This window comes from Kitasatospora sp. NPDC048662, from assembly GCF_055587065.1.
The window spans coordinates 441376-463570 of the sequence record NZ_JBVJHA010000001.1 but is presented as its reverse complement, the minus strand read 5'-3'; the positions used below and the strand labels follow the sequence as shown (position 1 = coordinate 463570).

General features: G+C 69.5%; 22 protein-coding genes, 1 tRNA gene and 1 pseudogene. 11 read left to right on the top strand and 13 right to left on the bottom strand.

Features of this window, described 5'->3' with window-relative positions; all coding sequences use genetic code 11:
• Positions 1 to 73 precede the first annotated feature (73 nt).
• The 6 genes from ispD to ACZ6R9_RS02130 all read left to right on the top strand — a co-directional run bounded on the left by ispD (position 74) and on the right by ACZ6R9_RS02130 (position 6070).
• Entirely contained in the window at positions 74 to 835 is a 762-nt protein-coding gene (ispD, locus tag ACZ6R9_RS02155) for a 2-C-methyl-D-erythritol 4-phosphate cytidylyltransferase (RefSeq protein ID WP_380484483.1), read from the top strand.
• Positions 825 to 1328, top strand: coding sequence for a 2-C-methyl-D-erythritol 2,4-cyclodiphosphate synthase (gene ispF / locus ACZ6R9_RS02150; protein WP_465535907.1), 504 nt, complete (start codon positions 825 to 827; stop codon positions 1326 to 1328). Before ispD ends, ispF begins: the two co-directional genes overlap by 11 nt.
• A 42-nt stretch (positions 1329 to 1370) precedes the next feature.
• Entirely contained in the window at positions 1371 to 1763 is a 393-nt protein-coding gene (locus ACZ6R9_RS02145) for a PPOX class F420-dependent oxidoreductase (protein ID WP_380484200.1), read from the top strand.
• A 64-nt stretch (positions 1764 to 1827) separates the two neighbouring features.
• Positions 1828 to 3222: a cysteine--tRNA ligase gene (gene cysS, locus ACZ6R9_RS02140; RefSeq protein ID WP_465535904.1), complete on the top strand. Its 1395-nt coding sequence runs from the start codon at positions 1828 to 1830 to the stop codon at positions 3220 to 3222.
• Positions 3223 to 3305: 83 nt separating this feature from the next.
• Complete coding sequence (rlmB, locus tag ACZ6R9_RS02135) at positions 3306 to 4298, top strand: 23S rRNA (guanosine(2251)-2'-O)-methyltransferase RlmB (protein WP_380484204.1); 993 nt, start codon at positions 3306 to 3308, stop codon at positions 4296 to 4298.
• Positions 4299 to 4585: 287 nt separating this feature from the next.
• Complete coding sequence (locus tag ACZ6R9_RS02130) at positions 4586 to 6070, top strand: DoxX family protein (protein ID WP_465535902.1); 1485 nt, start codon at positions 4586 to 4588, stop codon at positions 6068 to 6070.
• 245 nt (positions 6071 to 6315) lie between these two features.
• Here the strand turns inward: ACZ6R9_RS02130 and ACZ6R9_RS02125 are convergent, their stop codons facing one another.
• Both ACZ6R9_RS02125 and ACZ6R9_RS02120 read right to left on the bottom strand, forming a co-directional pair.
• Positions 6316 to 6753 carry a hypothetical protein gene (locus ACZ6R9_RS02125; RefSeq protein ID WP_380484208.1) on the bottom strand — a complete coding sequence of 146 codons (438 nt, stop codon included), beginning with the start codon at positions 6751 to 6753 and terminating at the stop codon, positions 6316 to 6318.
• Between the two features lie 181 nt (positions 6754 to 6934).
• On the bottom strand, positions 6935 to 8023 hold the full coding sequence (locus ACZ6R9_RS02120; RefSeq protein ID WP_380484210.1) for an ABC transporter ATP-binding protein: 1089 nt from the start codon (positions 8021 to 8023) through the stop codon (positions 6935 to 6937).
• A gap of 289 nt (positions 8024 to 8312) precedes the next feature.
• On the opposite strand from ACZ6R9_RS02120, the gene ACZ6R9_RS02115 reads away from it, so the two are divergent.
• Positions 8313 to 8386 (top strand) — tRNA-Thr (locus ACZ6R9_RS02115).
• 161 nt (positions 8387 to 8547) lie between these two features.
• On the opposite strand, the pseudogene ACZ6R9_RS02110 reads toward ACZ6R9_RS02115, so the two are convergent.
• Together ACZ6R9_RS02110 and ACZ6R9_RS02105 are read right to left on the bottom strand one after the other, a co-directional pair.
• Positions 8548 to 10036, bottom strand: a pseudogene (locus ACZ6R9_RS02110) (site-specific integrase); the annotation flags it as partial.
• Complete coding sequence (locus ACZ6R9_RS02105) at positions 10033 to 10656, bottom strand: helix-turn-helix transcriptional regulator (RefSeq protein WP_465535899.1); 624 nt, start codon at positions 10654 to 10656, stop codon at positions 10033 to 10035. The gene ACZ6R9_RS02105 and the pseudogene ACZ6R9_RS02110, both read right to left, overlap by 4 nt.
• A gap of 127 nt (positions 10657 to 10783) precedes the next feature.
• Here ACZ6R9_RS02105 and ACZ6R9_RS02100 point away from each other — a divergent pair, with 127 nt between their 5' ends.
• Both ACZ6R9_RS02100 and ACZ6R9_RS02095 read left to right on the top strand, forming a co-directional pair.
• Positions 10784 to 10999: a hypothetical protein gene (locus ACZ6R9_RS02100; protein ID WP_238863802.1), complete on the top strand. Its 216-nt coding sequence runs from the start codon at positions 10784 to 10786 to the stop codon at positions 10997 to 10999.
• A gap of 521 nt (positions 11000 to 11520) precedes the next feature.
• Positions 11521 to 12654 (top strand): DUF3631 domain-containing protein, encoded by a 1134-nt coding sequence (locus ACZ6R9_RS02095; protein WP_465536781.1) that lies wholly within the window; start codon positions 11521 to 11523, stop codon positions 12652 to 12654.
• A 159-nt stretch (positions 12655 to 12813) separates the two neighbouring features.
• Here the strand turns inward: ACZ6R9_RS02095 and ACZ6R9_RS02090 are convergent, their stop codons facing one another.
• The 8 genes from ACZ6R9_RS02090 to ACZ6R9_RS02055 form a co-directional block, all read right to left on the bottom strand.
• On the bottom strand, positions 12814 to 13077 hold the full coding sequence (locus tag ACZ6R9_RS02090; protein ID WP_465535897.1) for a ribosomal protein L7/L12: 264 nt from the start codon (positions 13075 to 13077) through the stop codon (positions 12814 to 12816).
• Positions 13078 to 13402: 325 nt separating this feature from the next.
• A complete protein-coding gene (locus ACZ6R9_RS02085) occupies positions 13403 to 13918 on the bottom strand; it encodes a hypothetical protein (RefSeq protein WP_465535895.1) in 516 nt (171 codons plus the stop codon).
• A 64-nt stretch (positions 13919 to 13982) separates the two neighbouring features.
• Positions 13983 to 14558 carry a hypothetical protein gene (locus ACZ6R9_RS02080; protein ID WP_465535894.1) on the bottom strand — a complete coding sequence of 192 codons (576 nt, stop codon included), beginning with the start codon at positions 14556 to 14558 and terminating at the stop codon, positions 13983 to 13985.
• Between the two features lie 158 nt (positions 14559 to 14716).
• Entirely contained in the window at positions 14717 to 15346 is a 630-nt protein-coding gene (locus ACZ6R9_RS02075; protein ID WP_465535893.1) for a phosphotransferase family protein, read from the bottom strand.
• Positions 15347 to 15566: 220 nt separating this feature from the next.
• A complete protein-coding gene (locus ACZ6R9_RS02070) occupies positions 15567 to 16463 on the bottom strand; it encodes an aldo/keto reductase (protein WP_465535891.1) in 897 nt (298 codons plus the stop codon).
• Positions 16460 to 17647 carry a cupin domain-containing protein gene (locus ACZ6R9_RS02065; protein ID WP_465535889.1) on the bottom strand — a complete coding sequence of 396 codons (1188 nt, stop codon included), beginning with the start codon at positions 17645 to 17647 and terminating at the stop codon, positions 16460 to 16462. Before ACZ6R9_RS02065 ends, ACZ6R9_RS02070 begins: the two co-directional genes overlap by 4 nt.
• A gap of 13 nt (positions 17648 to 17660) precedes the next feature.
• The gene (locus ACZ6R9_RS02060; RefSeq protein ID WP_465535887.1) at positions 17661 to 17801 is read right to left on the bottom strand and encodes a hypothetical protein; all 141 of its coding nucleotides are present in this window, start codon (positions 17799 to 17801) and stop codon (positions 17661 to 17663) included.
• Positions 17802 to 18031: 230 nt separating this feature from the next.
• Entirely contained in the window at positions 18032 to 18478 is a 447-nt protein-coding gene (locus tag ACZ6R9_RS02055) for an ATP-binding protein (RefSeq protein WP_465535885.1), read from the bottom strand.
• Positions 18479 to 18627: 149 nt separating this feature from the next.
• On the opposite strand from ACZ6R9_RS02055, the gene ACZ6R9_RS02050 reads away from it, so the two are divergent.
• Both ACZ6R9_RS02050 and ACZ6R9_RS02045 read left to right on the top strand, forming a co-directional pair.
• On the top strand, positions 18628 to 20001 hold the full coding sequence (locus ACZ6R9_RS02050; RefSeq protein ID WP_465535883.1) for a helix-turn-helix transcriptional regulator: 1374 nt from the start codon (positions 18628 to 18630) through the stop codon (positions 19999 to 20001).
• The gene (locus tag ACZ6R9_RS02045; RefSeq protein WP_465535881.1) at positions 19998 to 20816 is read left to right on the top strand and encodes a class I SAM-dependent methyltransferase; all 819 of its coding nucleotides are present in this window, start codon (positions 19998 to 20000) and stop codon (positions 20814 to 20816) included. The genes ACZ6R9_RS02050 and ACZ6R9_RS02045 overlap by 4 nt, the downstream gene beginning before the upstream one ends.
• 64 nt (positions 20817 to 20880) lie before the next feature.
• Here ACZ6R9_RS02045 and ACZ6R9_RS02040 read toward each other — a convergent pair.
• Positions 20881 to 22195: WD40 repeat domain-containing protein (locus ACZ6R9_RS02040; protein ID WP_465535879.1), on the bottom strand; the 1315-nt coding region annotated here is incomplete at its 5' end.

Sequence of the window (22195 nt, the reverse complement as noted above, 5' to 3'; positions counted from 1 at the left end):
GACGGCGCGGTTCCACTAACGTGCAGTCAGGAAGGGGGCCTGCCCGCTCGCGAATCCGCGCTCGGCACGGGCCATACCCATCGCGACCAAGGAGCCAAACCTGAACGCCTCAGCACAGCTCGCGGCAGCGGTCGTTCCGGCCGCCGGCCGCGGCGAGCGACTCGGCCCCGGCGCCCCCAAGGCGCTGCGCGAACTCGGCGGCGTCCCGCTGCTGGTGCACGCGGTCCGGGCGCTGGCCCGCAGCCGGGCGGTCGGCCTGGTGGTGGTGTGCGCACCGCCGGACGGCGTGGCGGAGGTCGTCGCGCTGCTGGACAGCCACGGCCTGGACGGCAAGGACGTCCGGGTGGTGCCCGGCGGTGCCAGCCGGCAGGAGTCGGTGCGGCTCGGCCTGGCCGCGATCCCGGCCGGCACCCCGGTGGTGCTGGTGCACGACGCGGCCCGCCCGCTGGTGCCCGTCGAGGTGGTGGACGCGGTGGCCGCCGCCGTCCGGGCCGGCGCCGGGGCGGTGGTGCCGGCGGTGCCGCTGGCCGACACCGTCAAGCGGGTCGAGCCGCAGCCGGCCGGCCCCGAGCCGGTGCTGGACACCCCCGACCGCTCCACGCTGCGCGCCGTGCAGACCCCGCAGGGCTTCGACCTGGCGGGCCTGCTCGCGGCGCACGAGAAGGCCGCCGCCGAGGGCGTCGAGGTGACCGACGACGCCGGGCTGATCGAGCGCTTCGGCGGCCGGGTGGTCGTGGTGCCCGGCCACGAGGAGGCGTTCAAGGTCACCCGCCCGCTGGACCTCGTCCTCGCCGAGGCCGTACTCGCCCGCCGGAGGGCCACCGATGCCTACTGAGAAGACCGCCCCGATCCTGCCGCGGATCGGCATCGGCACCGACGTGCACGCCTTCGAGGCCGGCCGGCCGCTGCGGGTGGCCGGGCTGGACTGGCCGGGCGAGACCGGCCTGGCCGGGCACTCGGACGCCGACGTGGCCGCACACGCCGCCTGCGACGCGCTGTTCTCCGCGGCCGGGATCGGCGACCTGGGCGCGCACTTCGGCACCGACCGCCCCGAGTGGGCGGGCGCGGCCGGCGTGGCGCTGCTCGGCGAGGCCGCCCGGCTGGTGCGGGAGGCCGGGTTCGAGATCGGCAACGTGGCGATCCAGGTGATCGGCGTCCGCCCGAAGATCGGCAAGCGCCGCGCCGAGGCGCAGGCCGCGCTGTCCGCGGCGGTCGGCGCGCCGGTGTCGGTCTCCGGCACCACCACCGACGGCCTGGGCCTGACCGGCCGGGCCGAGGGACTCGCCGCGATCGCCACGGCGCTGGTCTACGAACGGCCCGCCGCCTAGCCTGAACTGACGGACAGTCAATTCGCTGGTGCGGGAGGAAACATGGGCGTCGGGCTCGACGACAACGTGAGGAAGCTGCTGGACGCGAAGAGCTTCGCGGTGGTCTCCACCGTGCAGCCGGACGGCAGCCCGCAGTCCTCGGTGGTGTGGGTGAAGCGGGACGGCGACGACATCCTGTTCTCCACCGTCCAGGGGCGGCGCAAGCACCTGAACCTGGTGCGGGACCCGCGAATCAGCGTGCTGATCAACCCGGCGGACAGCCCGTACCAGTACTTCGAGGCGCGCGGCGAGGTCACCATGACCACCGAGGGCGGCCGGGAACTGATCGACGAACTGTCCCGCAAGTACCGCGGCCAGGACTACGCGTGGGACGGGCCGGACGCGGTGCGGGTGGTGGTGCGGCTCAGCCCGCGCAAGGTGGTCGCCAACTTCTGAGCGGGGCGCGCCAAGTGGCCGGAAGGTGGCGGGGCACCCCCCGCCGCCCACTACTCTGGACGGTGTGAGCCTTCGCCTGTACGACACCATGACCCGCCAGGTACGCGACTTCGTCCCGCTGGTGCCGGGCTGTGTCTCGATCTACCTGTGCGGTGCCACCGTTCAGGCGCCCCCGCACATCGGGCACATCCGGTCCGGACTCAACTTCGACGTGATGCAGCGGTGGTTCCGCTACCGCGGCTACGAGGTCACCTTCGTCCGCAATGTCACCGACATCGACGACAAGGTGATCGCCAAGGGGCGCGAGCAGTCCACCGAGTGGTGGAAGATCGCGCACGCCAACGAGCGTGCGTTCAACGAGGGTTACGACGCCCTCGGCTGCCTGCCGCCGAGCGCGGAGCCGCGGGCCACCGGCCACGTGCCGGAGATGATCGAGATGATGCAGGGGCTGATCGAACGCGGCCACGCGTACGAGGCCGACGGCAACGTCTACTTCGCGGTCACCACGTACCCGGAGTACCTGGCGCTCTCCAACCAGGAGTTGGAGAACCTGCGGCAGCCCTCCGGTGACAACGAGACCGGCAAGCGCGACCCGCGCGACTTCGCGATGTGGAAGGCCGCCAAGCCCGGCGAGCCGAGCTGGGACACCCCGTGGGGCCGCGGCCGCCCCGGCTGGCACCTGGAGTGCTCGGCGATGGTGCACAAGTACCTGGGCAGCTCCTTCGACATCCACGGCGGCGGGCTGGACCTGATCTTCCCGCACCACGAGAACGAGATCGCCCAGTCCAAGGCGTACGGCGACGAGTTCGCCAACTTCTGGGTGCACAACGCCTGGGTCACCATGAGCGGCGAGAAGATGTCCAAGTCGCTGGGCAACTCGGTGCTGGTCTCCGAGATGGTGCAGCGCTGGCGGCCGATCGTGCTGCGCTACTACCTGGCCGGCCCGCACTACCGCTCGATGATCGAGTACAGCGAGGAGTCGCTGCGCGACGCCGAGACCGCGTTCGCCCGGATCGAGGGCTTCATCGAGCGCGCCGTCGAGCGCTGCGGCATGGTCGACGCCGCGCCCGAGGTGCCGCTGGCGTTCGCCGAGGCGATGGACGACGACCTGGGCGTGCCGCAGGCGCTGGCCGTGGTGCACACCGCCGTCCGGCAGGGCAACAGCGCGCTCGGCGCGGACGACAAGGAGTCCACCGCCGCCCGTCTCGCCGAGGTCCGGGCGATGCTCGGCGTGCTCGGCCTGGACCCGCTGGACGACTTCTGGGCCGGCAGCGGCAGCCAGGGCGAGGAACTCACTGGCGTGGTCGACTCGCTGGTCAAGCTGGTGCTGGAGCAGCGCCAGGCGGCCCGCGCCCGCAAGGACTTCGCCACCGCGGACGCCATCCGCGACCAGCTCGGCCAGGCCGGGCTGGCGATCGAGGACACCCCGTCCGGCCCGCGCTGGACGATCAACCAGTAGCCCCTCGGGGCGCGTGGGGGCCGTACCTTTGTATGGGTGCGGCCCCCACGCACGAAGCAGACGCAGAGACAGGAAGTACAGCCATGGCCGGCAACAGCCAGCGCAGGAACCGCCGCAACCCCGGGTCGAAGAAGGGCGCGAGTGTCGGTACCGGCGGCCACAGCCGGAAGGCACTGCAGGGCAAGGGCCCGACGCCGCCCGGCGAGGCCCGCAAGGGGCACCCCAAGCAGCGTGCCGCCAACGCGGCGCTGAAGCGCGAGCGCGACGCCAAGTCCCGGGCCGGCATGCGCCGGGCCGGTGCCGGTTCGCGCAGCGGCCGCGGCGGCGCGGGCGCGGCCGAGCTGGTGGTGGGCCGCAACTCGGTGGTCGAGGCGTTGCAGGGCGGCGTGCCCGCGAACGCGCTGTACGTGCAGCAGTTCATCGACACCGACGACCGCGTCCGCGACGCCTTCCAGGCCGCCAACGAGCGCGGCGTCCCGCTGATGGAGGCCCCGCGCCCGCAGCTGGACCAGATGACCGGCGGCCTGAACCACCAGGGCCTGGTGCTCCAGGTCCCGCCGTACGAGTACGCGCACCCCGAGGACCTGCTGGACGAGGCCGCCAACCTCGGGCAGGACGCGCTGATCATGGCGCTGGACGGCGTCACCGACTCCCGCAACCTGGGTGCCGTGGTCCGTTCCGCCGCCGCGTTCGGCGCGCACGGCGTGGTGATCCCCGAGCGCCGCGCGGCCGGTATGACCGCCGGTGCCTGGAAGACCTCGTCCGGTGCGGCGGCCCGACTGCCCGTGGCCCGCGCCACCAACCTGACCCGCGCGCTGGAGGCCTACCAGAAGGCCGGTCTGATGGTGGTCGGCCTGGCCGCCGACGGCGAGGCCGAGATCGGTGACCTCGACGCGCTGACCGGCCCCGTGGTGATCGTGGCCGGCTCCGAGGGCAAGGGCCTGTCCCGGCTGGTGTCGGAGACCTGCGACCTGCGGGTGCGGATCCCGATGCCCGGCCAGACCGAGTCGCTGAACGCCGGTGTCGCCGCCGGCATCGTGCTGTACGAAGCGGCCCGGCTGCGCGCCAAGCGCTGACGGACCGTCGCGGCGCGTCGTTTTTGTGCGTCAACCGGTCGGGTCCGGTCGGACCCGACCGGATTTTTCATGATCACTTCAAAGCCCCGCCCGGAATCCACCCGGGAGAGTGTCCTCAAGGCCCGTCACCCGGTTAGAGGGGTGTGGACACCAGAACACCTCGGCGTTTCGGGCAGCGCTCCGCGGGGATAGACGACGGCCCGGGCCTCAACACGGTCCGGGTTCCGTCCGACCCGGCGAAGCTCAGCAGCACCCAGGCCAGTTTCCGGGTCAGGCTCTCCGGCCCGGTGACCGCATTGATCGACCGCCCGGCCGGTGCCGCCTTCGGCGACCCGTACAACCTGCAGCACGGCACCCGTCCGCTGGTCACCCCGCAGGTCGTGGTGCCCGCGGCGGCGGTGCCCACGCTGGCCGGGATCACCGCGGCCTCGGTCACCGGCACCGCGCCCCGCCGCAAGCCCCGGGTGGTCACCTGGAGCGGCCAGGCCGCGCCCGGCGACACCGCCGCCACCCAACTGCTCGAAGCCGTCCGGCTGAACACCGTCCCCGCCCCGGCGAAGGCCTTCGCCGAACAGGACACCCAGCAACTGCAGGCCGTCCCCCGGCAGTACGGGGCGGGCGCGGGCTCCGGGGCGGGCGCGGGCTCGGAGGAGTCCTCGCGGGTCGGTGTCGCCGAGCTGCTGGACGAGTCGGTGCGGGTCGGCGGGCACAGCTGGCAGCCCGAGGGCGAGCTGCCCGAGACACCGTCGCTCGGCGAGGGCTCCAAGCACGCCTGGTACCCCGGCCGCCGGGTCGACCTCGGCCTGGTGCTGCTGCCGCTGCGGGTGCTGCTCGGCTCGCTGTCGGTCTACGCCGGGTTCAGCAAGCTGTGCGACCCGGTGTACTTCGACGGCGGCGAGCGCGGCTCGATGATGCGCTGGCTGTCCTCGCTGCACCCCTGGGGGGTCGCCCGGCCGCTGCTGGACTTCGCCATGGCCCACCCGGTCGGAGCGGGCCTCGCGGTCTCCTTCGCGGAAATCGTGATCGGCGTGCTGTCCATCCTGGGCCTGTGGCAGCGGCTCGCCGCAGGCGGTGCGATGGCGCTGTCGGCGGCGCTGCTGTTCACCGTCAGCTGGAAGGCGGTGCCGGCCTACGACACCCCCGACCTGATCTTCCTCGCGGCCTGGAGCCCGCTGCTGATGGCCGGCGCCCCGTTCGCCTCGCTGGACGGCCGGATCGCCCTGGAGGCGTTCCGCCGCCACGGGCCCACCGAACCCGGCGCGGTCCGGCGACGGATGCTGCGCCGCCGCTCGGTGGTCACCGCCGTGGTGGTCGGCCTGACCCTGCTGACCGGCTCGCTGCTGGGCGCCGCCGTCCGTACCGGCCGCACCCAGACACCCGTGCACCCGCCGACGGACTACGGCTCCCCGGTCTGGCCGAGCAACGGACCGTCGCCCTCCCCGGCCGCCTCGACCTCGGCGCCGTCCCAGGGCCCCACCAAGGTCTCGCCCTCTCCCTCGCCCAGCCGCAGCAGCAGCGGCAAGCCCAAGCCGAGTGCCGGCACGTCCGGCAGCTCCAGCCCGGCGCCGCACGCCGGGGCCGGGGCGGGGGGCAGCACCGGCGGCACGAGCGGTTCCGGCGGCGGCACGGGCACCGGCGGCGCCGGAACGGGCGGTGCACCCAGCAGCCCGCGCTCGCAGCCCTCGCACGGGGTGATCGGCGGCCTCCTGGGCAGTGGGCCGCCGCTGCTGGAGCTCGGCATGCGGCCGACGGGCGCCGGCGGGACGGCCTGACGGCGGGCCGACGTACGGCGGGGCCCCTTCCGGGAGATCTTCCCGGAAGGGGCCCTTTCGTCGGTCTGGCGGGTGGGCGCGACACCGTGGGCGCGAAACCGGGGGGCGCGAAGCTGGGGCGCGGGGACTGCGCGACAAGCCAAGCACCCGTCAGCGAGGTCGCGATCAAGCGCAGGTCATTGCCCTGCGTCGCGAGCTTGCTGACGGGTGCCTTCCGTCTCGCGCGGTTCTCTGTGCCCCGGCTGTCAGCCGACCACGCCTGCTGCGAAGGAACCGTCGCAGACCGGGCGGGCGAAGGAGCGGGCGCGCTGGACGTCGCCCTGGTACTTCTTCACCGCGGCGCGGCCGAGTTCGCCGGCCAGGGCGCTGCAGTACGGGGTGAGGGAGGGCTTCTCGCGCATGGTGCGCTCCAGCAGGTCGAGCGCGGTGCCCGGGTTGTGGTTCTTCAGCTCCTCCATCAGATCGACCCGGAGCGCGTCCTGCGCGGCCAGGCCCTGGGTGTTGGGGGAGGTGGAGGTCCGGCCGATGGTGCCGTCCCCGCTGGATGCCGCGACCACCTGCTGATCCAGGCCCGTCGGCGGGGCCCACGGGACCCGGGTGACGGCGAGAGTGCCGGTGGTCACCAGGATCACCGGCAGGGTGAGGGCAACGGTCTGGCCGATTCGGCGAACGAGCTGTTTCACGCACAGGAGAGTAGCGGTGCGTGGCGGAATGGGCGCGCCGCGTTACCCCAACGAGTGACCGCTGTCCTGTTTTGTTCCGCCATCAGGTTGACGCGGGGCCCCGGCCCGGGAATGGCGGAACCCCCTGCCGACCGCGTGGGCAGGGGGTTCCGGTGCGCTCGTCGGTGACGGCGGCGAAGGGTCAGCGGCTGAGGCGCTCGCCGGTGGTGGCGAAGACGTGGGTCTCGTTGCCGACCGGGACGACGTGGATGGTCTCGCCGCGCTGCGGGATCTCACGGCTGTGCACGCGCACCACGATGTCCTTGTCCTGGCCCGACACCTGGGTGGTGCCGTACACGAAGCCGTCCGCTCCGAGCTCCTCGACCACGTTGACGGTGACCGCGACGCCCTCGACGCCGCCGGCCGGGACCACCTGGAAGTGCTCGGGGCGGATGCCCACCACGACGTTCTTCGCCTGGCCGGCCTTCGACAGGTCCTCGCGGTCGATGTTGATCACCGAGCCGCCGAACTTGACGCCGCCGTCCACCAGCGGAACCTCGACCAGGTTCATCGCCGGGGAGCCGATGAAGCCGGCCACGAACAGGTTGGCGGGCTTGTCGTACATGGCACGCGGGGCGTCGACCTGCTGGAGCACGCCCTTGTCGAGCACCGCGACGCGGTCGCCCATGGTCATGGCCTCGGTCTGGTCGTGGGTGACGTAGACCGTGGTGATGCCCAGGCGGCGCTGCAGGCCGGCGATCTGGGTGCGGGTGGAGACGCGGAGCTTGGCGTCCAGGTTCGACAGCGGCTCGTCCATCAGGAAGACCTGCGGCTGGCGGACGATCGCGCGGCCCATCGCGACACGCTGGCGCTGACCGCCGGAGAGCGCCTTCGGCTTGCGGTCCAGGTACTCGGTCAGGTCGAGGATCTTGGCGGCCTCCTCGACCTTGGTGCGGATGTCCGCCTTGTTGACGCCGGCGATCTTCAGGGCGAAGCCCATGTTCTCGGCGACGGTCATGTGCGGGTACAGCGCGTAGTTCTGGAACACCATCGCGATGTCCCGGTCCTTCGGCGGCAGGTGGGTCACGTCGCGGTCGCCGATGCGGATGGCGCCGTCGTTCACGTCCTCCAGGCCGGCCAGCATGCGCAGGGAGGTGGACTTGCCACAGCCGGAGGGGCCGACCAGGACGAGGAACTCGCCGTCGCCGATCTCCAGGTCGAGCGCGTCGACCGACGGCTTGTCGGCACCCGGGTAGACACGGGTGGCCTTGTCGTACGTCACAGAAGCCATGCTGCTTCGCTCCTTCACCGGCAGGAACGTGCCGGACGATCCGAGTAAAGGTGGAGTTGTCCCGGCCGCCCCGAGTGGTCTGGACCACCGACCCCGGCGCGGCTCCTCGTGACGGTACCTGCCGACTCCTTCTTTTGTCAGCCCTCGCCCGCCCCCGACTTCCGCATCGATCCGGTCACGACCCCCACCGCCCGCACCCGCCCCCGTCCCGGCAACCGCCCGCATCCCCCCGCCCCCGCCCGGTACACTGCCCACTGGTGCCGACGCGTATCCCGCGGACGGCCACCACGCCTCCTTAGCTCAGCTGGCCAGAGCACCGCTCTTGTAAAGCGGGGGTCGTCGGTTCGAACCCGACAGGGGGCTCTCGTTTCCACCTCGGATGAGCTGCAGGTTTGGCCTTCTGGGGGCTTCATCGCCGGCCTCGGACTTCTCGTCCGAGGCCGTTTGCGTGAGCGATGCGTGAGCGGATGACCCGGTGGGCTGGGGGTTTGCCGTGGACTGGACAGCCTTGCGCGGCCTGTTGGCCCGGGGGACGAGCTGCGCTGCGGCTTCGGCGATCGCCCGGTCGACCTGGGGGAGCAGGGTCGTGTAGGTGTCCGAGGTGATGCCGATCGAGGAGTGGCCGAGCATCTCCTTGATCGAGTGCAGGTCCGCGCCCGCCGCGTGAGCGAGGCTCGCCGCGCCGTGCCGGAGGTCGTGCAGCCGGATCGGCGGCAGGCCGGCCCCCTCGGCCAGCTCGCGGAACCGGTCGGTCACGGCGGTCGGGTGCAGCCACTCGCCGTTCTCCTTGGTGAAGACCCGGCCGGTCTCGACCCAGGCGTCGCACCACTGCTCGCGATCGGCCCGCTGCCGCTCGCGGTGCGCCGCCAGGACGGCCACCGTCTCGGAGTCGAGGGCGATCGTGCGGGCGCCCGCGTCGGTCTTGGGATCGTCCTCGTAGACCGCCCAGCCGTCCACGACGAGTTGCTTGGCCACCGTGAGGAGCCCGGCCTTCAGGTTGGTGTCGGCCCACCGCTGGCCGCACGCCTCGCCACGCCGGAGCCCCCGGAAGGTGATCAGGTGGAACAGCGCGTAGAGGCGGTCGCTGGCGGCTTGGTCGAGGAAGGCGCCGGTCTGCTCCGGCGTCCAGACCATCACCGAGGACGGCCGCTCGCCGGTGAGTTCCCACTGCTCGATCCGCTCCTCGGTCCACACGAGGGGCTTGGGGCGCTTCGCGGACTCCAGCTCGACGTGGGAGGCCGGGTTGAAGGTGATGATCTGCCGTCGGATCGCGGCGTTGAGGCCGGCGCGGAGGGTGGACCGGATCCGCTGGCAGGTCGCTGCGCTGACGGTCCGGCGGAACGGCTCCATCTCGGCGATGGCAGCCTTGAGGGCCTTGCGTTGGGCCCGGAACTCACGGCCCTTCCACGGGATCTGGGCCAGTTCGTCGATGGCGGTTCGGCGTTGGGCGTTCGCTTCGGCGATCTCAATGTTCGCGTCTTCGATGGCCGCGAACATCTCCTCCAAGTGCCGGACCCGGAGGCGGTCGAGCCTGATGTGGCCGATCCGCGGCTTGAGGTGCAGCCGGATGCTGCTCTCGTCGCGGCTGATCGCGGTCTGGCGGCCGCGCTTGCCAGCCAGCCACTGATCGAGCCACTCACCGACCGTCAGGCGGTTCTGGAGGTCCTGCCCGGAGGAGAGCCGGCGCCGGGTCTCGTCCACGTCGGGCAGTGGGGCCTTCTCGTGGGCGATCTTCTCCAGCAGGTCGGCTATCTGTGCGAGGCCGTCAGGGTCGTCCGCGTCTGGGATGTGCAGCAGCTCGCGAACCTGGTCGAGATCGGCCTGGGCGGTCTTCCGGGACTCATATCCGGAGCGGTTGAAGGACCGGCGTGAGCCGTCCTCGCGGTTGGGCAGCTCCTGGCGGACCGCGTAGGAACCGTGCTTGCGGCTGCCGAGCTTCGGGCAGGCCTTGCCAAGCGGCTTGCCGGTGTCGGCGTCCCGGCAGTAGCAGCGGTGGTAGGTGGAGCCCTTCACGGGGTTCCCTCCTTCATCCGGTCGTCCTTGTGGTCGGTGTCGAGGAATGCGAGGTGGCTGGGGAGCGGAGGGGGAGTCAGCCCCAGCTCGCGCATGCGGTGTCGGATCGGCACGAGCTCCGAGCGAACGGCCTTCACGAGGCGGCCGAACTCGGCTTCGGCACCGTGCGGCCAGTCCTCCCGCGCGCCGGAGAACTGGAGCTGCCAGGCGTCGTGGTGCCCGGTCCGGATGCGGTGCTCGACGCCCGCGTACTCGCGAAACACGGCCGCGTCGCCGAAGTCCAGGTCCTCGCCGGTGAACCAGCTGAACGCCGTCCACGGGTCTCGGCTCTCGTGCGGGAGGCAGTCCACGTTGGTACTCCCGCCGAGCGGGAAGACCAGGGCGGCCGGCGGCGCGTCGACTGCCTTGGCGAGCACGAGCAGCTCCGGGACGGTGAGGGTCAGTCGGCGCCCGGACTCCCAGTTCGCGATGACGTTGCGCGGGATGGGGTGGCCCAGCTCTTCACAGGCGTCGGCCAGGTCCTGCGCGGTCATGCCCAGCTCCTTCCGGCACCTACGAACCTCGGTGATCACGGTTCTCGTGACCTGCGCCGACCAAGATTCCACTTCGTCGTGTGTCATATCGACACTTTATTGCGGTGCAAGCTGCTCCTCGATCCCGGACTTGCCGGGGCCGCCGACCGGGGCTCGCCCCCTGTGAATGGAGACAGCTGTGCGAACTGAGACGGGCAACCAGGAGCTCACGGGCATGAGCCGGGCGGAGCTGCTCGCGTTGCCGGCCGCCATCGACCTGGATACCGCCAACCGCGCGATCGGCCTTGGCCGCAGCAAGGGCTACGAACTGGCGCGGCGGGACGCCTACCCGTGCCGCGTGCTGCGGCTGGGCAAGAAGTACCGGGTGATCACCGCAGACCTCCTGCGGCTGCTGGGCATCGACGTCGCGCCGGACGGTGCGGCTGCGTGACGACAAGGCCGCAGGTCGGGCCACGAGCTTGTCTGCCGTGAGAGGACTGCCACCGGAGCAGTGGATCTTCCGTCAGGGCGGCCGTATCGTCGCGTCGCCCGCCGGTCGCAAACCGGCGCAACGGACTCCACCAGCCTGCGAGTTGAGTCAAGTCGGCTCGTCGGCTCGGCAGGCCGGGAACGCGATGGCCCTCGGTGCTACGAACACCGAGGGCCGGGCGAAGTCCCCAGATCAGCGAATCAATTCAACCGGTGGCAGCGCGACGGTCGAGGTCGTGCGCACCAGCGAGGAGCTTCACCGTGAACTCTACTTCCCGCCAGCCTGCGTCGGGAGATCCGGCGGAGGGCTGGCCCGCCGTTGCCGTCCCCGGTCAACCCGGTCACTACCGACCGGCGGTCGGTCAGAACGACGTACTGACCGACCGGACTGACCGGGAGCCCGGTGCCTTGACCGGTCAGGTCACCGCTGACCCGGTCAGTGCCCCGGCGGGACAGGTCGGTGACCCGGACGTCTTCGGCGGGATGACCGGAAGCGGCGACCTGCCGGTCACTCCGTCATCGCCGGGAGCCGAGCTGCTCTGCGAACTCCGATCCGCCATAGCTCGCTTCGTGATCTTCCCGTCCGAGCAAGCTCTGGATGCCGTGACGCTGTGGGTTGCCGCCACCCATCTACAGCCCGCTTGGCAGCATGCCCCGCGTCTTGCCGTGATCGGCCCGGCCAAGCGCTGTGGGAAGTCTCGGCTGCTCGACATCGTCACCGAGACCGTGCACGACCCGCTCATCACGGTCAACGCGTCCTCGGCGGCCATCTTCCGGTCGATCACCGACCAGCCGCCGACCCTGCTCGTGGACGAGGCCGACACCATGTTCGGCACCGTCAAGGCGGCCGAGAAGAACGAAGACCTTCGGGGCCTGCTGAACGCCGGTCACCAGCGCAATCGCCCCACCCTGCGGGTGACCGGCCCGGACCACAAGGTGGTCAAGTTCCCCACCTTCGCCATGGCAGCCCTGGCCGGCATCGGCGACCTTCCGGACACGATCATGGACCGGTCAGTGGTCATCCGCATGCGCCGCCGCGCACCGGGCGAGCGCGTCTCCTCGTACCGCTCCGACCGGGACAACCCGGGCCTGCGCGAGCTGCGCGACGGCCTTCACGCCTGGCTGGTGCCGCTGACCGACGCGGCGACCGACATGGAGCCGCCCATGCCGGTCGACGACCGTGCCGCTGACACCTGGGAGCCCTTGGTGACGGTCGCGGACCTCGCCGGAGGTGAGTGGCCGGTGCGGGCTCGCGCGGCCTGCCGTGCCATGACCGCGTTCGAGTCCGGGCAGGACGAGGACGGCGGCCTGAGGACGAGGATCCTGGTCGACATCCGCCGCGTCTTCGCCGCCGGTGGCAACCCGGACGCCCTGTCCACCGAGCACCTCCTGACCGCCCTGAAGGCCGACTATGAGGCGCCGTGGGCCGAGTACGGACCGACGGGGCTGAGCGCCCGTGGCCTGCAGCTCCTGCTCAAGGACTACGGCATCGGCTCGATGAACATCCGCTTCCCGGATGGCGTGCAGCTCAAGGGTTTCACCCGCAACGGTTTCCTCGACGCCTGGAGCCGCTACTGCCCCGAGCCCGCTGAGCCGCATGCCGCTAACGGCAGCTGACTTGCCGCCAGTCGTACCACCCGTCCCCGCCCAGCTCAGGGCGGGGACGGGTTCGTTCTCCGCAACGGGTGCTGTCGTCCCGGGAGCGCCACCCGTACCGCCCTGACCAGGTGTGTAACGCGTGGGACGAGTGCAACCCGGTGGGCAGCGGACGGATTCTCAGTCGATCTGCTCGATGACATGGGCGACAGCGCCAACGGCGCGAAGAGCGCTGGCAGCTGCCCGAGCTGCGTCTTCGGGTTGGTCTTCGAGAACCGTCGTTGGAAGCTGGCCGAGGAGGAGTTTGCCGTGCCACAGACTGAGCCCGGTGAGTCGGCGGATCTCCTTCAGCACGTCCATGGTGCGGGCGCCAGGATCGGCCAACACGACGCTGTACGGCACGTCGTCACAGACCAGCGTGAAGTACCTGACTTCGCCGCCCATGCCCCCTCCAACTGCCGGTCCTTGAGAGCCTAGCCCCACACCGTCGAAGGCGGAGAGGGCCGCACGCGGAGCAAGTTGTGCGGTAAGCGCTGCTTACCGCGAGCCCCGGCCAGCCGGAGCAAGTTGTGGGGTAAGGAGTCCTTACCCCAGCCCCGCCCTGAGGGCGGAGCAAGTTGTCGCGTACGACGGTCCTACGGCCTCGCGCTATCTGCCCTGGTTGGTGGCTGCGCGAGGGCGCACAGCCACCAACCAGGCTCTTCGCCATTAGCCCCATGGGTTGGCTCGGCGATTGGGTGTCGCACGGTCGGCTCTTTGCGCGGCCGGGCTACGGGCGAATGACGATCGTGCTGATGGTGCCGTTGCCCCAGACGGTGGTGTTCATCATCATTCGGCCGTCCAGGGAAGCCGCAGTGAACTCTGGGACGAAGCGAGTGGTGAAGAGCGTTGCGAACCCGCTCCTCAGGAGATCCGCCTCGCTCCCCACCAAGTCCCACTGATCGAGTAGCCGCACTCGAAGCCACACCGTGTACGGCTCTTCGTCCGGATCCTCCCCAAGGCGCGCGCGGCCGACTGCGAGCAGGAACTCGCGGTTCCCGTCGAACAGCCCGTACTGCGTCGCCATCCGGTGCCAGCTCGCGTTGACCTTCTCGGCCATGTCCGAAGCGTCCAGATCGGCAACCTCGTGCTCGTGCGAGTCGAACCGCCCGTGCTCGGGTCCGGCGCTTGCGGGCGAGTGGCCCGGCGGGAGAGACGGCAGTTGGACCTCTCCATGGACCCGTTCGAGGAAGAGAAGCCCAGCGGGTGCGAGCAGGTTGTCTATCTCGGCATCGGTGAGAGTCACAGCGGCACGGTAGTCGCAGAGCACGGCCTCCTGGTCAGAATTTTCAGGAGGCGCGGAGTTGTAGTCAGTTGTCGAACCAGACGACGAGCCGGACATTCTCTCCGCCATGGGCATCGGCGAGGGCGCTCATGGCCTTCCACACCGGTGCCCACTCGCCGTCCTCCGGCACGGCGTCCCGGCGCACCATTCGCACGACGCGGAGCAGCCTCCCGTCCTCGATCCACTCGGCGCCTTCCGACCTGCCTTGACTGTCGCGGAACGACTTGCCCGTCCGTACCCAACCCCGGTCCGGCGTGCGCGTGTACTCGTGAACGCGCTCGTCCACGGCGTCGGCGGGTTCGTCCCAGTCGACCGTGGCCAGTTCGGCCCAGCTGATCCAGGACGGGCTGTGCCCATCGGGGGCCCATTCCTCGTACGCCTGTCGGGTCTGGGGCGACACGTCGGCGGGTATGCCTCGATCTCCGGCCAGTGGGCGGAAGCCGGCATGGTTCCGCACGCCGAACAGGCAGCCGAAGGCGTCGTAGCTCCGCCCGCCGTACAGCAGGTCCAGGTCTATCGCCGCGTGCCAGCGCGCCTTGTCCTCGTCGAGCGTGCCGTAAGTGGCCCGGCACTCGACGAACCCGTGTATGTCGGCTCCCATGAGATCGGATTCTCCGGGCCGGACGGACAGACCGCCAGGAGTTTTCAGGCTGTCCGTCCTGGTCGGACGCGTCGAAGCGGACGGTTGGCTGAGTGGGGGCGACACGGCAGTTGCTGTGCCCCGGGAGGAGCAAGTTGTCGCGTTGGATATCCCAAGGGCTACCCGGCGCCGGTCCCTCGAACGGCGGGCTGGGCGCTGGTGATCTCGGAGAGCCGCCTCCGCAGGGGCTTCTCCAGGTCGAGGTTGTCGTCCCGGGTGGTGGTCTGCAGGAGTTCAGTGATGACCACGAGTTCCGCGAACCTCCCTGCAGCCGTGTCGAGGATGTGGCCGAGCCGCCGCCGGATTTCGGCAGCGGTGTCCGGGACAAGGAGGCTGTAGGAGTACAGCAGTGCGGCGTCGTATCCGGCGGGCGCGATGCCCCAGCCTTCCCAGTCGAGGACGGTGAGGGTCGGGCCGGTGAGGTTGGCCCAGTGCAGGTCGCCGTGGGCGGTGGTCCAGGCGGGTGCCTTGGTGTCGATCGCCATGCCGAGGTACTGCGGCATGGCGCGGTCGAGGTATTCCTGGCGGACTGCCACTCGTTCGCTGGGGACGGTGACGATGGCGTCGAGGGCGGTGCTGAGTGCGTCCCACCAGGCGTCGTCCAGGTCGGGAGCCTTCCGGAGGGTCGGCTCGTGGGTGGTGATGGTGGGGACGGTGATCCTGTCGTACAGCTCGGCCAGGTAGCCGTGCTCACCGTTGGTCCAGGTGTGTCGGCCCCTCAGATGCGGCCTGGGGACCGCAGGGGGCATGAGCCGTTCTGCCTCCTGCGGTCCCTCCCAGAGCTTTCCTCCTGCCTTGTCGGCCGGGGCGGACACCAGGCGAAGCCATCCCTCGCCGGACGCCGTGGCAACCGGGCGGCTGAGGGTACGTCCACGCCAGCCCCATGCGTCGCGCGAGCCGATCGGCGTCGCGTCGAGCGCCGCTGCGGCTGTGGCGTGCATCCCGCGCATCCGCTCGGCGATGTCCGGCTCAGGTTCCGAGTACATCAACGACCCTTCGCAGCACGTCCGGAGACAACGGCGGACGGCCGACGGCATCGGCGGCCTGCGTCCAGTGTTCCGGATTCCCCGTCGACAGAAGCACGCGTTTCACTCCGGTGGTCGAGGCGACGACGGCGAGGGCAGCCTGCGCGGGCGTGCTGCCAGGGCTGATCAGGTCGATCAGCTCACGGGTCACGATGCCGGGGATCTCGCCACCGTGGAGCGGGGCGGAGGCGAACACTTCCAGTCCCGCATCCAAGGCATCGACCAGCGGGCCGTGTCCGTCGAGGGCCTGGGCGACAGCGCCGAGGTGGACGAGGGAGATGGGGAGTTGGATCGCCCGCAGGTGGTGCTGCGGGCCGCCGGCCTTGGTCGCGAGTTCGAGCAGGGCAGACACGTCGAAGAGCCCGCTGCTGAAACCACGCCAGGTAGCCACTCCGTAGGAACTGATGACGCGCTGGCTGCACGCCTCCTCCAAGGCGAGGAACGCGGAGTAGAGCCGGTCGGCGATCTCGTCTTCCTGGCAGTCGTGTTCCGGGTTGTGCAGGAACACCACGTCGGGGATGCGGCCGAGCATGCGCCTGCTACGGGCGACCTGCCACGCGATGTAGTCAGGTGCCAGGCAGTGCCCGCGCTTGGCATCACCGGCGGACAGTGCACCAGCGCGCACTCCGATCCGCCTGGCACTGGGAGGGACGAAACCCACCTTCGTGGAGACGTGAAGATCCGGATACGCCGCCAGAACCAGGGCCAGTGCCGCCTCCGCCCGACCACCCTCGTAGTTGGGCGCGGTATCCACCCAGTCGGCACCCCGGGAAGCGGCCCTCACTGCGGCCTCGGCCACATCGTGACAGCGGTAAGTGCCGAGGCCCAGCCGGGCGGTCATTGTGGGCCTCCGATCGCAGCGGCCTGGCCGTCGACCAGCTCCGTCACGACACCAGCCGCTTGGCCGAGAGTGATGCCTGCGGCCTGAGCGAGATCGGCCAGCCGGTAAGGTTCCCCGTCGGCGAGGAGCGCGAGCATCGGCTCGGCCTTGGCGGCGAAGGTCCACTCCTCGCCTCCGGCGGTAAGCCGGACTGTGCCGTCGGGCATGGCCGCGAGCGCGGGCCGCGTGGTGACCAGGCGTACCTGCAGGTCGGCATCCGGTGGGGCCGCCGTGATGTGGGGCAACGACGGTGCGAGCCGGGCTCGCTCGGTGGCGTCGCGGGCGGAGGAGAAGCGGGCGATCAGGTCGTCGCTCTCCAGCTCGGTCTCGATGAGCTTGCCGATCGTGTCGAGGAAGGCGCGTTGCTCCTCGGCGGCCCCGAAACGCGGGACATCCGCTCGGATGGCCTGGTGAGCACGCAACATCTCCGACAGCCAGGTGATCAAGTCGGCACCCGTCGTGCTCTGCAGCCCGCACGTGACGTGCAGCGAGTGCTGGCCCTCGGAGGCGGCGACGGCGTGCCACCAGCCCCGAGGCAGATAGAGCACATCGCCGGCGGTGAGGACCAGATCGGCGACGGGCTCCTCGGGCGGTGGCTCAGGCGTCTCGACGTCGCGGTGCATCGGCAATGCGCGGGTGGGGCCGTAGATGCGCCAGCGCTTCGCGCCGTCGAGCTGGACGACGACCACGTCGTGATCGTCCCAGTGGACGCCGAAGCCCTCGGTGCCGGTCCAGGAGGCGTACAGGTTGACCTGTGCGCCGGTTCGCAGCCAGCGCTCCAGCTGGCCGGCCAGAGCGCCGATTCCGGCGTGGAGTTCGTCGACGGCGTCCAGGACCAGCGTGGCACCCGCGGCGAGACGCTGGTGCAACTCGGAGGGCTGGAGCTGGTGCCAGACGGTGCTCCGCCGGGTGGTGATCGGCCGGGAGTAGGTGTGCGCGGGCACCTGCTCCCCGTTGGCGGCGAGGCGGAAGCGAGGGGGTTCGAACCGGTGGTGGGTCAGTATGGCGTTGAGGTCATCCCAGCTCATCAACCCGGCGAGTGACGCGGCTTCGCCGCGCGCGACCTTGAAGCTGCGGCTGAGCGTCTGGGCGAGGAAGTCATCCCCGCCCAGACGCTCAACCACCGAGAAGTGCTCGGCGGTCATCGTGATGCAGCCGTCAGTCGTTGGTGTCGGTTCGGCCGGTGGAGCCGCCGTCCGACGGCTGCTCGCCACGCGAGCGGGCCGCGGCCACCTTGGTGCGGGCGACCAGAAGGCCGTCGCCCTCCAGCTCGGCGCTGCTCGTCAGGTTCTCGGGCATGAAGCCCTCCTTCGGAATTATTGGGGCGGACCGACTGCCCGGCCCCGTCGTGGGTGCAGCGATGTATCGGTGCCAGGCGAACCTGGCATCGAACGTCAGGTGGCTTGGCTGCGCCGCTTGGCTGTCGACCGGCGCGGCCACCTGTATTCCTCCCAACCCGAGTTGGACGGGGAGGAAGCTCTGTCAGGCGCTGGCCGGCATGGTGTCCCGAGCCCTGGGGGCAGCAGCTCTCACGAGCGCGGTGAGTCGCGGGCACCCGACACCGCCGCAGCAGTGCCGACCTCGAACCAGAGCCGCTTGCCCGCTGGGTCCGGCTCCGCGCCCCAGTCCGTCGCAAGTGCCGCCACCAAGAACAGCCCTCGCCCGCCGGTGGCATCGAGATCCTCCCCACCTGCGTCCGGCAGCTCGCGGCTGACGTCCGTCACCGAAACGCGCAGCCGCTCACCGTTCCAGGACACGCACACGGCGCACGGGGCCTCCGTGTGGATTACGGCGTTGGTGATCAACTCGCTGGACAGCAACTCGACGTCGCGAAGCGCGTCCTCGGCCAGTGGCAGGTCCCACCGACGCACCGCCGCTATGACCTTCCGTCGAGCGTCCGGCACGGCCTCGGCACTGGGCTGCAGACGAAAGCCGAACGGTGCTGGTACGGGGGCATTGAGAGTGGCGACGGACATGAGTGCGGACCTTTCACCGGAACGAGGTCGGCAGCGGGCCGATTCGCGCCGGGAATTCACCCGGCAGGTCTCTACAGAACCGCCTCTAACGCCGGTGAACCAGAGCAGAATTGATGCAGCGATGAGGTATCCATGCCGCAAACCCGGCCATGACCTGGCGTGTTACGGCTACGGACGAACTGGCGCATCACGAGAGGGCAGGGATGGCACCCAAGCGGCACCAGCTCATCCAGCGCAGGGAGGCCGTCGGCCACACCCAGGAGTCCCTGGCCGAAGCCCTCCAGGTGGACCGTACGACCGTGGGGCGCTGGGAGAGCGGCAGAGGCACCCCGCAGCCCTGGATGCGACCGAAGCTCGCCCATGCCCTGAAGGTCTCGGTCGACCAGTTGGCCGAGATGCTGCCAGCACCGCCGGCAAACCGCGCAGCAATTCCGCGCCCCGGCGATGGCAGAGAAGACCACCCGCCCGCACTGCCAGGACGGCGTACGGACCCGGACAACGACATCGTTGCGGCGGTGGCGGCCGATTCCGCGGAGTCGGCCCTCTTCCTGCACTTCGCGAGCGCCTCCAACGTAGACGACACGCTTCTGGAGCAGATCGACGCGGACATCGCCAGGCTGGCAGCGGACTACGTCAGCAAGCCCCTGTCCGAGCTCTTCCAGGAAATCGGAGCGCTGCGGCGCGGCGTGTTCGAGTTACTCCAGGGGCGCCAGCATCCCTACCAGGCAAGCCACCTGTACCTGCAGGCCGGGCGTCTGTGCGGCCTGGCCACTCACGTGGCCCTCGACCTTGGCCAGTACACAGCTGCGGCCACCCACTCACGAACAGCGTGGCGCTGCGCAGAGTCAGCCGGCCACAACGGCCTTCGGGCCTGGATCAGATCCGTCCAGTCCCTGATCGCCTACTGGCAGCAGGACCACCGCCAAGCCGCCGAGCTGGCCCGAGCCGGACTGCCCTACACCAACGGCGGGACCGTCGCAGCCCGCCTTCTCAGCCTCGAAGCCCGAGCCACCGCCGCACTGGGTGACAGTGCGAACGCGCTACGAGCCGTATCGGCAGCGGAGGCCGCACGGAGTGCAGCAGTCGGCGTCGTGGATTCTCCTGGCGTGTTCACCTTCCCCGAGGCCAAGCAGTGGACCTACGCCGGCACGGCCCTCCTGACCCTGGGCAGTCGGCCGCACGTGAACCGCGCTATCGAGGCGTCGTCCAAGGCCATCGACTTGTATGAGTCTGCTCCGCAGCAGGAGCGGTCCTCCGGCGACTTGCTGGCCGCGCGCCTCGACCTCTCCAACGCCCACCTGGCCCACGGCGATCTTGACGGCGTGCAGGCGAACCTCTCGATCGTCCTGGATGCCGCACCGGGCCGGAGAACAGCGAGCATCTCGACGCGACTCCAAACGCTGAGCAGCCGCCTCGCCGACCCCGCCTACACCGGCTCCCCCCTCGTCCGGAGTCTCCGTGAGAATGTCCGAGAAGCCTGCTCTCGACCCGCACTCACGAACCCTCCGGAGCTGCCCAAGTGACGAGCAACACCGCACAGCAGGACGCCGCAGTCGCTGACAAGACGATCCTCGCGAACAGCGCCTACGCCGACGGACGCCATCTGGCCGCTCGCCAGTCGATCTACCGCTGGCAGCAGCCGCAGTATGACCTGCCGGGGATCGTCCTAGAGGAGTTGGCCGGCACGAGCGGTACTGTGCTCGACATCGGCTGCGGCAACGGCAAGTTCGTTAGCCGCCTGCACAAGGACCGCCTCGACCTCCAGGTCGTCGGGATAGACATCTCGGCAGGTATTCTCGCCGACGTCCCAAAGCCGGTTCTGGTGGCCGACGCCCAAGCTCTGCCCTTCGCTGACGACAGCGCCGACGCGGTGCTGGCCCTGCACATGCTCTATCACGTGGGGAATATCCAGGGGACGATCCAGGAACTGGCCCGAGTGCTCCGCCCCGGTGGTGTCCTCATCGCCTCGACTAACAGCGACACCGACAAGCGCGAGCTCGACGAGCTCTGGGTCAGGGCCGCAGGCGAGGTTCTGGGTATGCCCGAGGGGCCAGCGCGGTTGTCTCTGAGCTCGCGCTTTTCGTTGGAGAAGGCCGCAGTCTTCCTTGGGACTGCGTTCCACGAGATCCAGCGTCGGGACCTTCCCGGTACCATCGCGGTCACCGATCCAGTCCCCGTCGTTGCCCACCTCGCGTCCTACGAAGCGTGGGCTGAGCAATGTGGCGTCCCCTTTCGGGAGACTGTCAGTCGGGCGGCTGATATTGCCGCTGCAACCATCAAGGCCGAAGGTTCGTTCAATATCACGTGCCTCGGTGGAATTCTTGTATGTCGGCGGTAGCCTACGAAAAAATATGGCCGATGATCTCCGTGTTTCGGATATGGCCTCGCTGCCAAGACCAAGGCTAACGGGTGTGCCGGAGGAGGGCTGGGTCGAGGCTCAACGCGAGCAGTCCAGCATCCAGCCCGGCAATCAGATTTGTCCCAGAAGAGGTTAGCGCTGACACACGCCGATAGACCGGTATTTCAAGAACGCATCGGGCGGTCCCTATGTGCCATAGGCGAACTATGCGGTCGTCGCCAGCCGTGGCGATGAGGTCGTCGCCGTTGATTCGTATCGTGCAAAGAGCGGTAATCCATGGAACATTGAAGCCCAGCCAGGGGAGTCTCTGTCCAGTTATGGGATCCCACAATTCTACTGAGCCGTCATCCGCTGATGTGACGATCAGATCTTCACCGTCAAGTCGCAGGTTGGAGATCGCCGTAATCCAGCGAGTATCACCCTCCAAGTGAAGGCGGGCGCGGCCGCTCGCAGGATCCCACAACCACACTGAACCATCCACAATGGCGAGCAAGTCATGCCCATTTACCTTCACGGAGCCGACTGCTCGGACGGAACCAGTGTGGGCTGGCGTGTGGCATAGGAGACCTGTAACCGGATCCCATAGCTGTACCGATTCACTGGCGATGGCGAGTAGGTCATGACCTTTCACCCGGATTGAGCACATCGCTGTTATTGATGTAGCGTAGTCCCCCAAAGTGTCATAGAGGCTTCCAGTGGCAGGATCCAGCAGCTGCGTCTCCTGGCCATCTGCCGCAGCTGCAAGAATTTGGTGCCCGCCAACATAGATGGCGCATAGTGCAACAGTCGCTCGCGCGCGGTCCTCTTGTTGGGTCACTTGAGCATTCTGCGATACGGGATTCCAGAGTCGTATAGTTCCGTAGTTTGCGTAGGCATCCTCACCGTTGTCCGCAACGGCAAGGAGGTTCTGGCCTTCCATTTGCACCGAGCACGCCGCAGTGGCCTCGCTTGAGTGTCCCATCAGCGTATACGCAGGAAGCTGGGTCGAGAGATTCCAAAGTTGCGCGACCTTATCGTCATCTCTATCGTCGTAGATCGTGGCAAGGAGGTCGCGGCCCTCGACTCTAGCCGAGCAAAGCGTGTTCACGGGGCGTGCATCTAGAGTAAGGAACAGGCTCCCGGTCTCCGGATTTAGCAGGTTGACTCCTGCTGACGAGGCGCTAGCAATCAATTCGATGTCGCCAGCACGGACCGTGCACATCGTATAAATTGAGCGACCCTGAATCGTATGGTGTGCACTGGCCGTTGCTAGGTCCCAGATCATGAGCGTGCCGTCGGTGCTGGCGCTGGCAAGCATCTCGCGGTTCCCGACATGCACTGCACACAATGCGGTAACCCAGCCCGTATGGCCTTCCAAA

What these genes read in the sequence shown, in the direction of transcription:
- ACZ6R9_RS02100 (WP_238863802.1), top strand. Translation starts at nt 10,784, where the DNA reads ATGAGCCGGGCGGAGCTGCTCGCGTTGCCGGCCGCCATCGACCTGGAT.
- ispF (WP_465535907.1), top strand. Translation starts at nt 825, where the DNA reads ATGCCTACTGAGAAGACCGCCCCGATCCTGCCGCGGATCGGCATCGGC.
- ACZ6R9_RS02120 (WP_380484210.1), bottom strand. Translation starts at nt 8,023, where the DNA reads ATGGCTTCTGTGACGTACGACAAGGCCACCCGTGTCTACCCGGGTGCC.
- ACZ6R9_RS02065 (WP_465535889.1), bottom strand. Translation starts at nt 17,647, where the DNA reads ATGACCGCCGAGCACTTCTCGGTGGTTGAGCGTCTGGGCGGGGATGAC.
- ACZ6R9_RS02145 (WP_380484200.1), top strand. Translation starts at nt 1,371, where the DNA reads ATGGGCGTCGGGCTCGACGACAACGTGAGGAAGCTGCTGGACGCGAAG.
- ACZ6R9_RS02055 (WP_465535885.1), bottom strand. Translation starts at nt 18,478, where the DNA reads ATGTCCGTCGCCACTCTCAATGCCCCCGTACCAGCACCGTTCGGCTTT.
- ACZ6R9_RS02050 (WP_465535883.1), top strand. Translation starts at nt 18,628, where the DNA reads ATGACCTGGCGTGTTACGGCTACGGACGAACTGGCGCATCACGAGAGG.
- ACZ6R9_RS02070 (WP_465535891.1), bottom strand. Translation starts at nt 16,463, where the DNA reads ATGACCGCCCGGCTGGGCCTCGGCACTTACCGCTGTCACGATGTGGCC.
- ACZ6R9_RS02080 (WP_465535894.1), bottom strand. Translation starts at nt 14,558, where the DNA reads ATGGGAGCCGACATACACGGGTTCGTCGAGTGCCGGGCCACTTACGGC.
- ACZ6R9_RS02060 (WP_465535887.1), bottom strand. Translation starts at nt 17,801, where the DNA reads ATGCCCGAGAACCTGACGAGCAGCGCCGAGCTGGAGGGCGACGGCCTT.
- rlmB (WP_380484204.1), top strand. Translation starts at nt 3,306, where the DNA reads ATGGCCGGCAACAGCCAGCGCAGGAACCGCCGCAACCCCGGGTCGAAG.
- ACZ6R9_RS02075 (WP_465535893.1), bottom strand. Translation starts at nt 15,346, where the DNA reads ATGCCCCCTGCGGTCCCCAGGCCGCATCTGAGGGGCCGACACACCTGG.
- ACZ6R9_RS02095 (WP_465536781.1), top strand. Translation starts at nt 11,521, where the DNA reads ATGACCGGAAGCGGCGACCTGCCGGTCACTCCGTCATCGCCGGGAGCC.
- ACZ6R9_RS02090 (WP_465535897.1), bottom strand. Translation starts at nt 13,077, where the DNA reads ATGGGCGGCGAAGTCAGGTACTTCACGCTGGTCTGTGACGACGTGCCG.
- ACZ6R9_RS02105 (WP_465535899.1), bottom strand. Translation starts at nt 10,656, where the DNA reads ATGACACACGACGAAGTGGAATCTTGGTCGGCGCAGGTCACGAGAACC.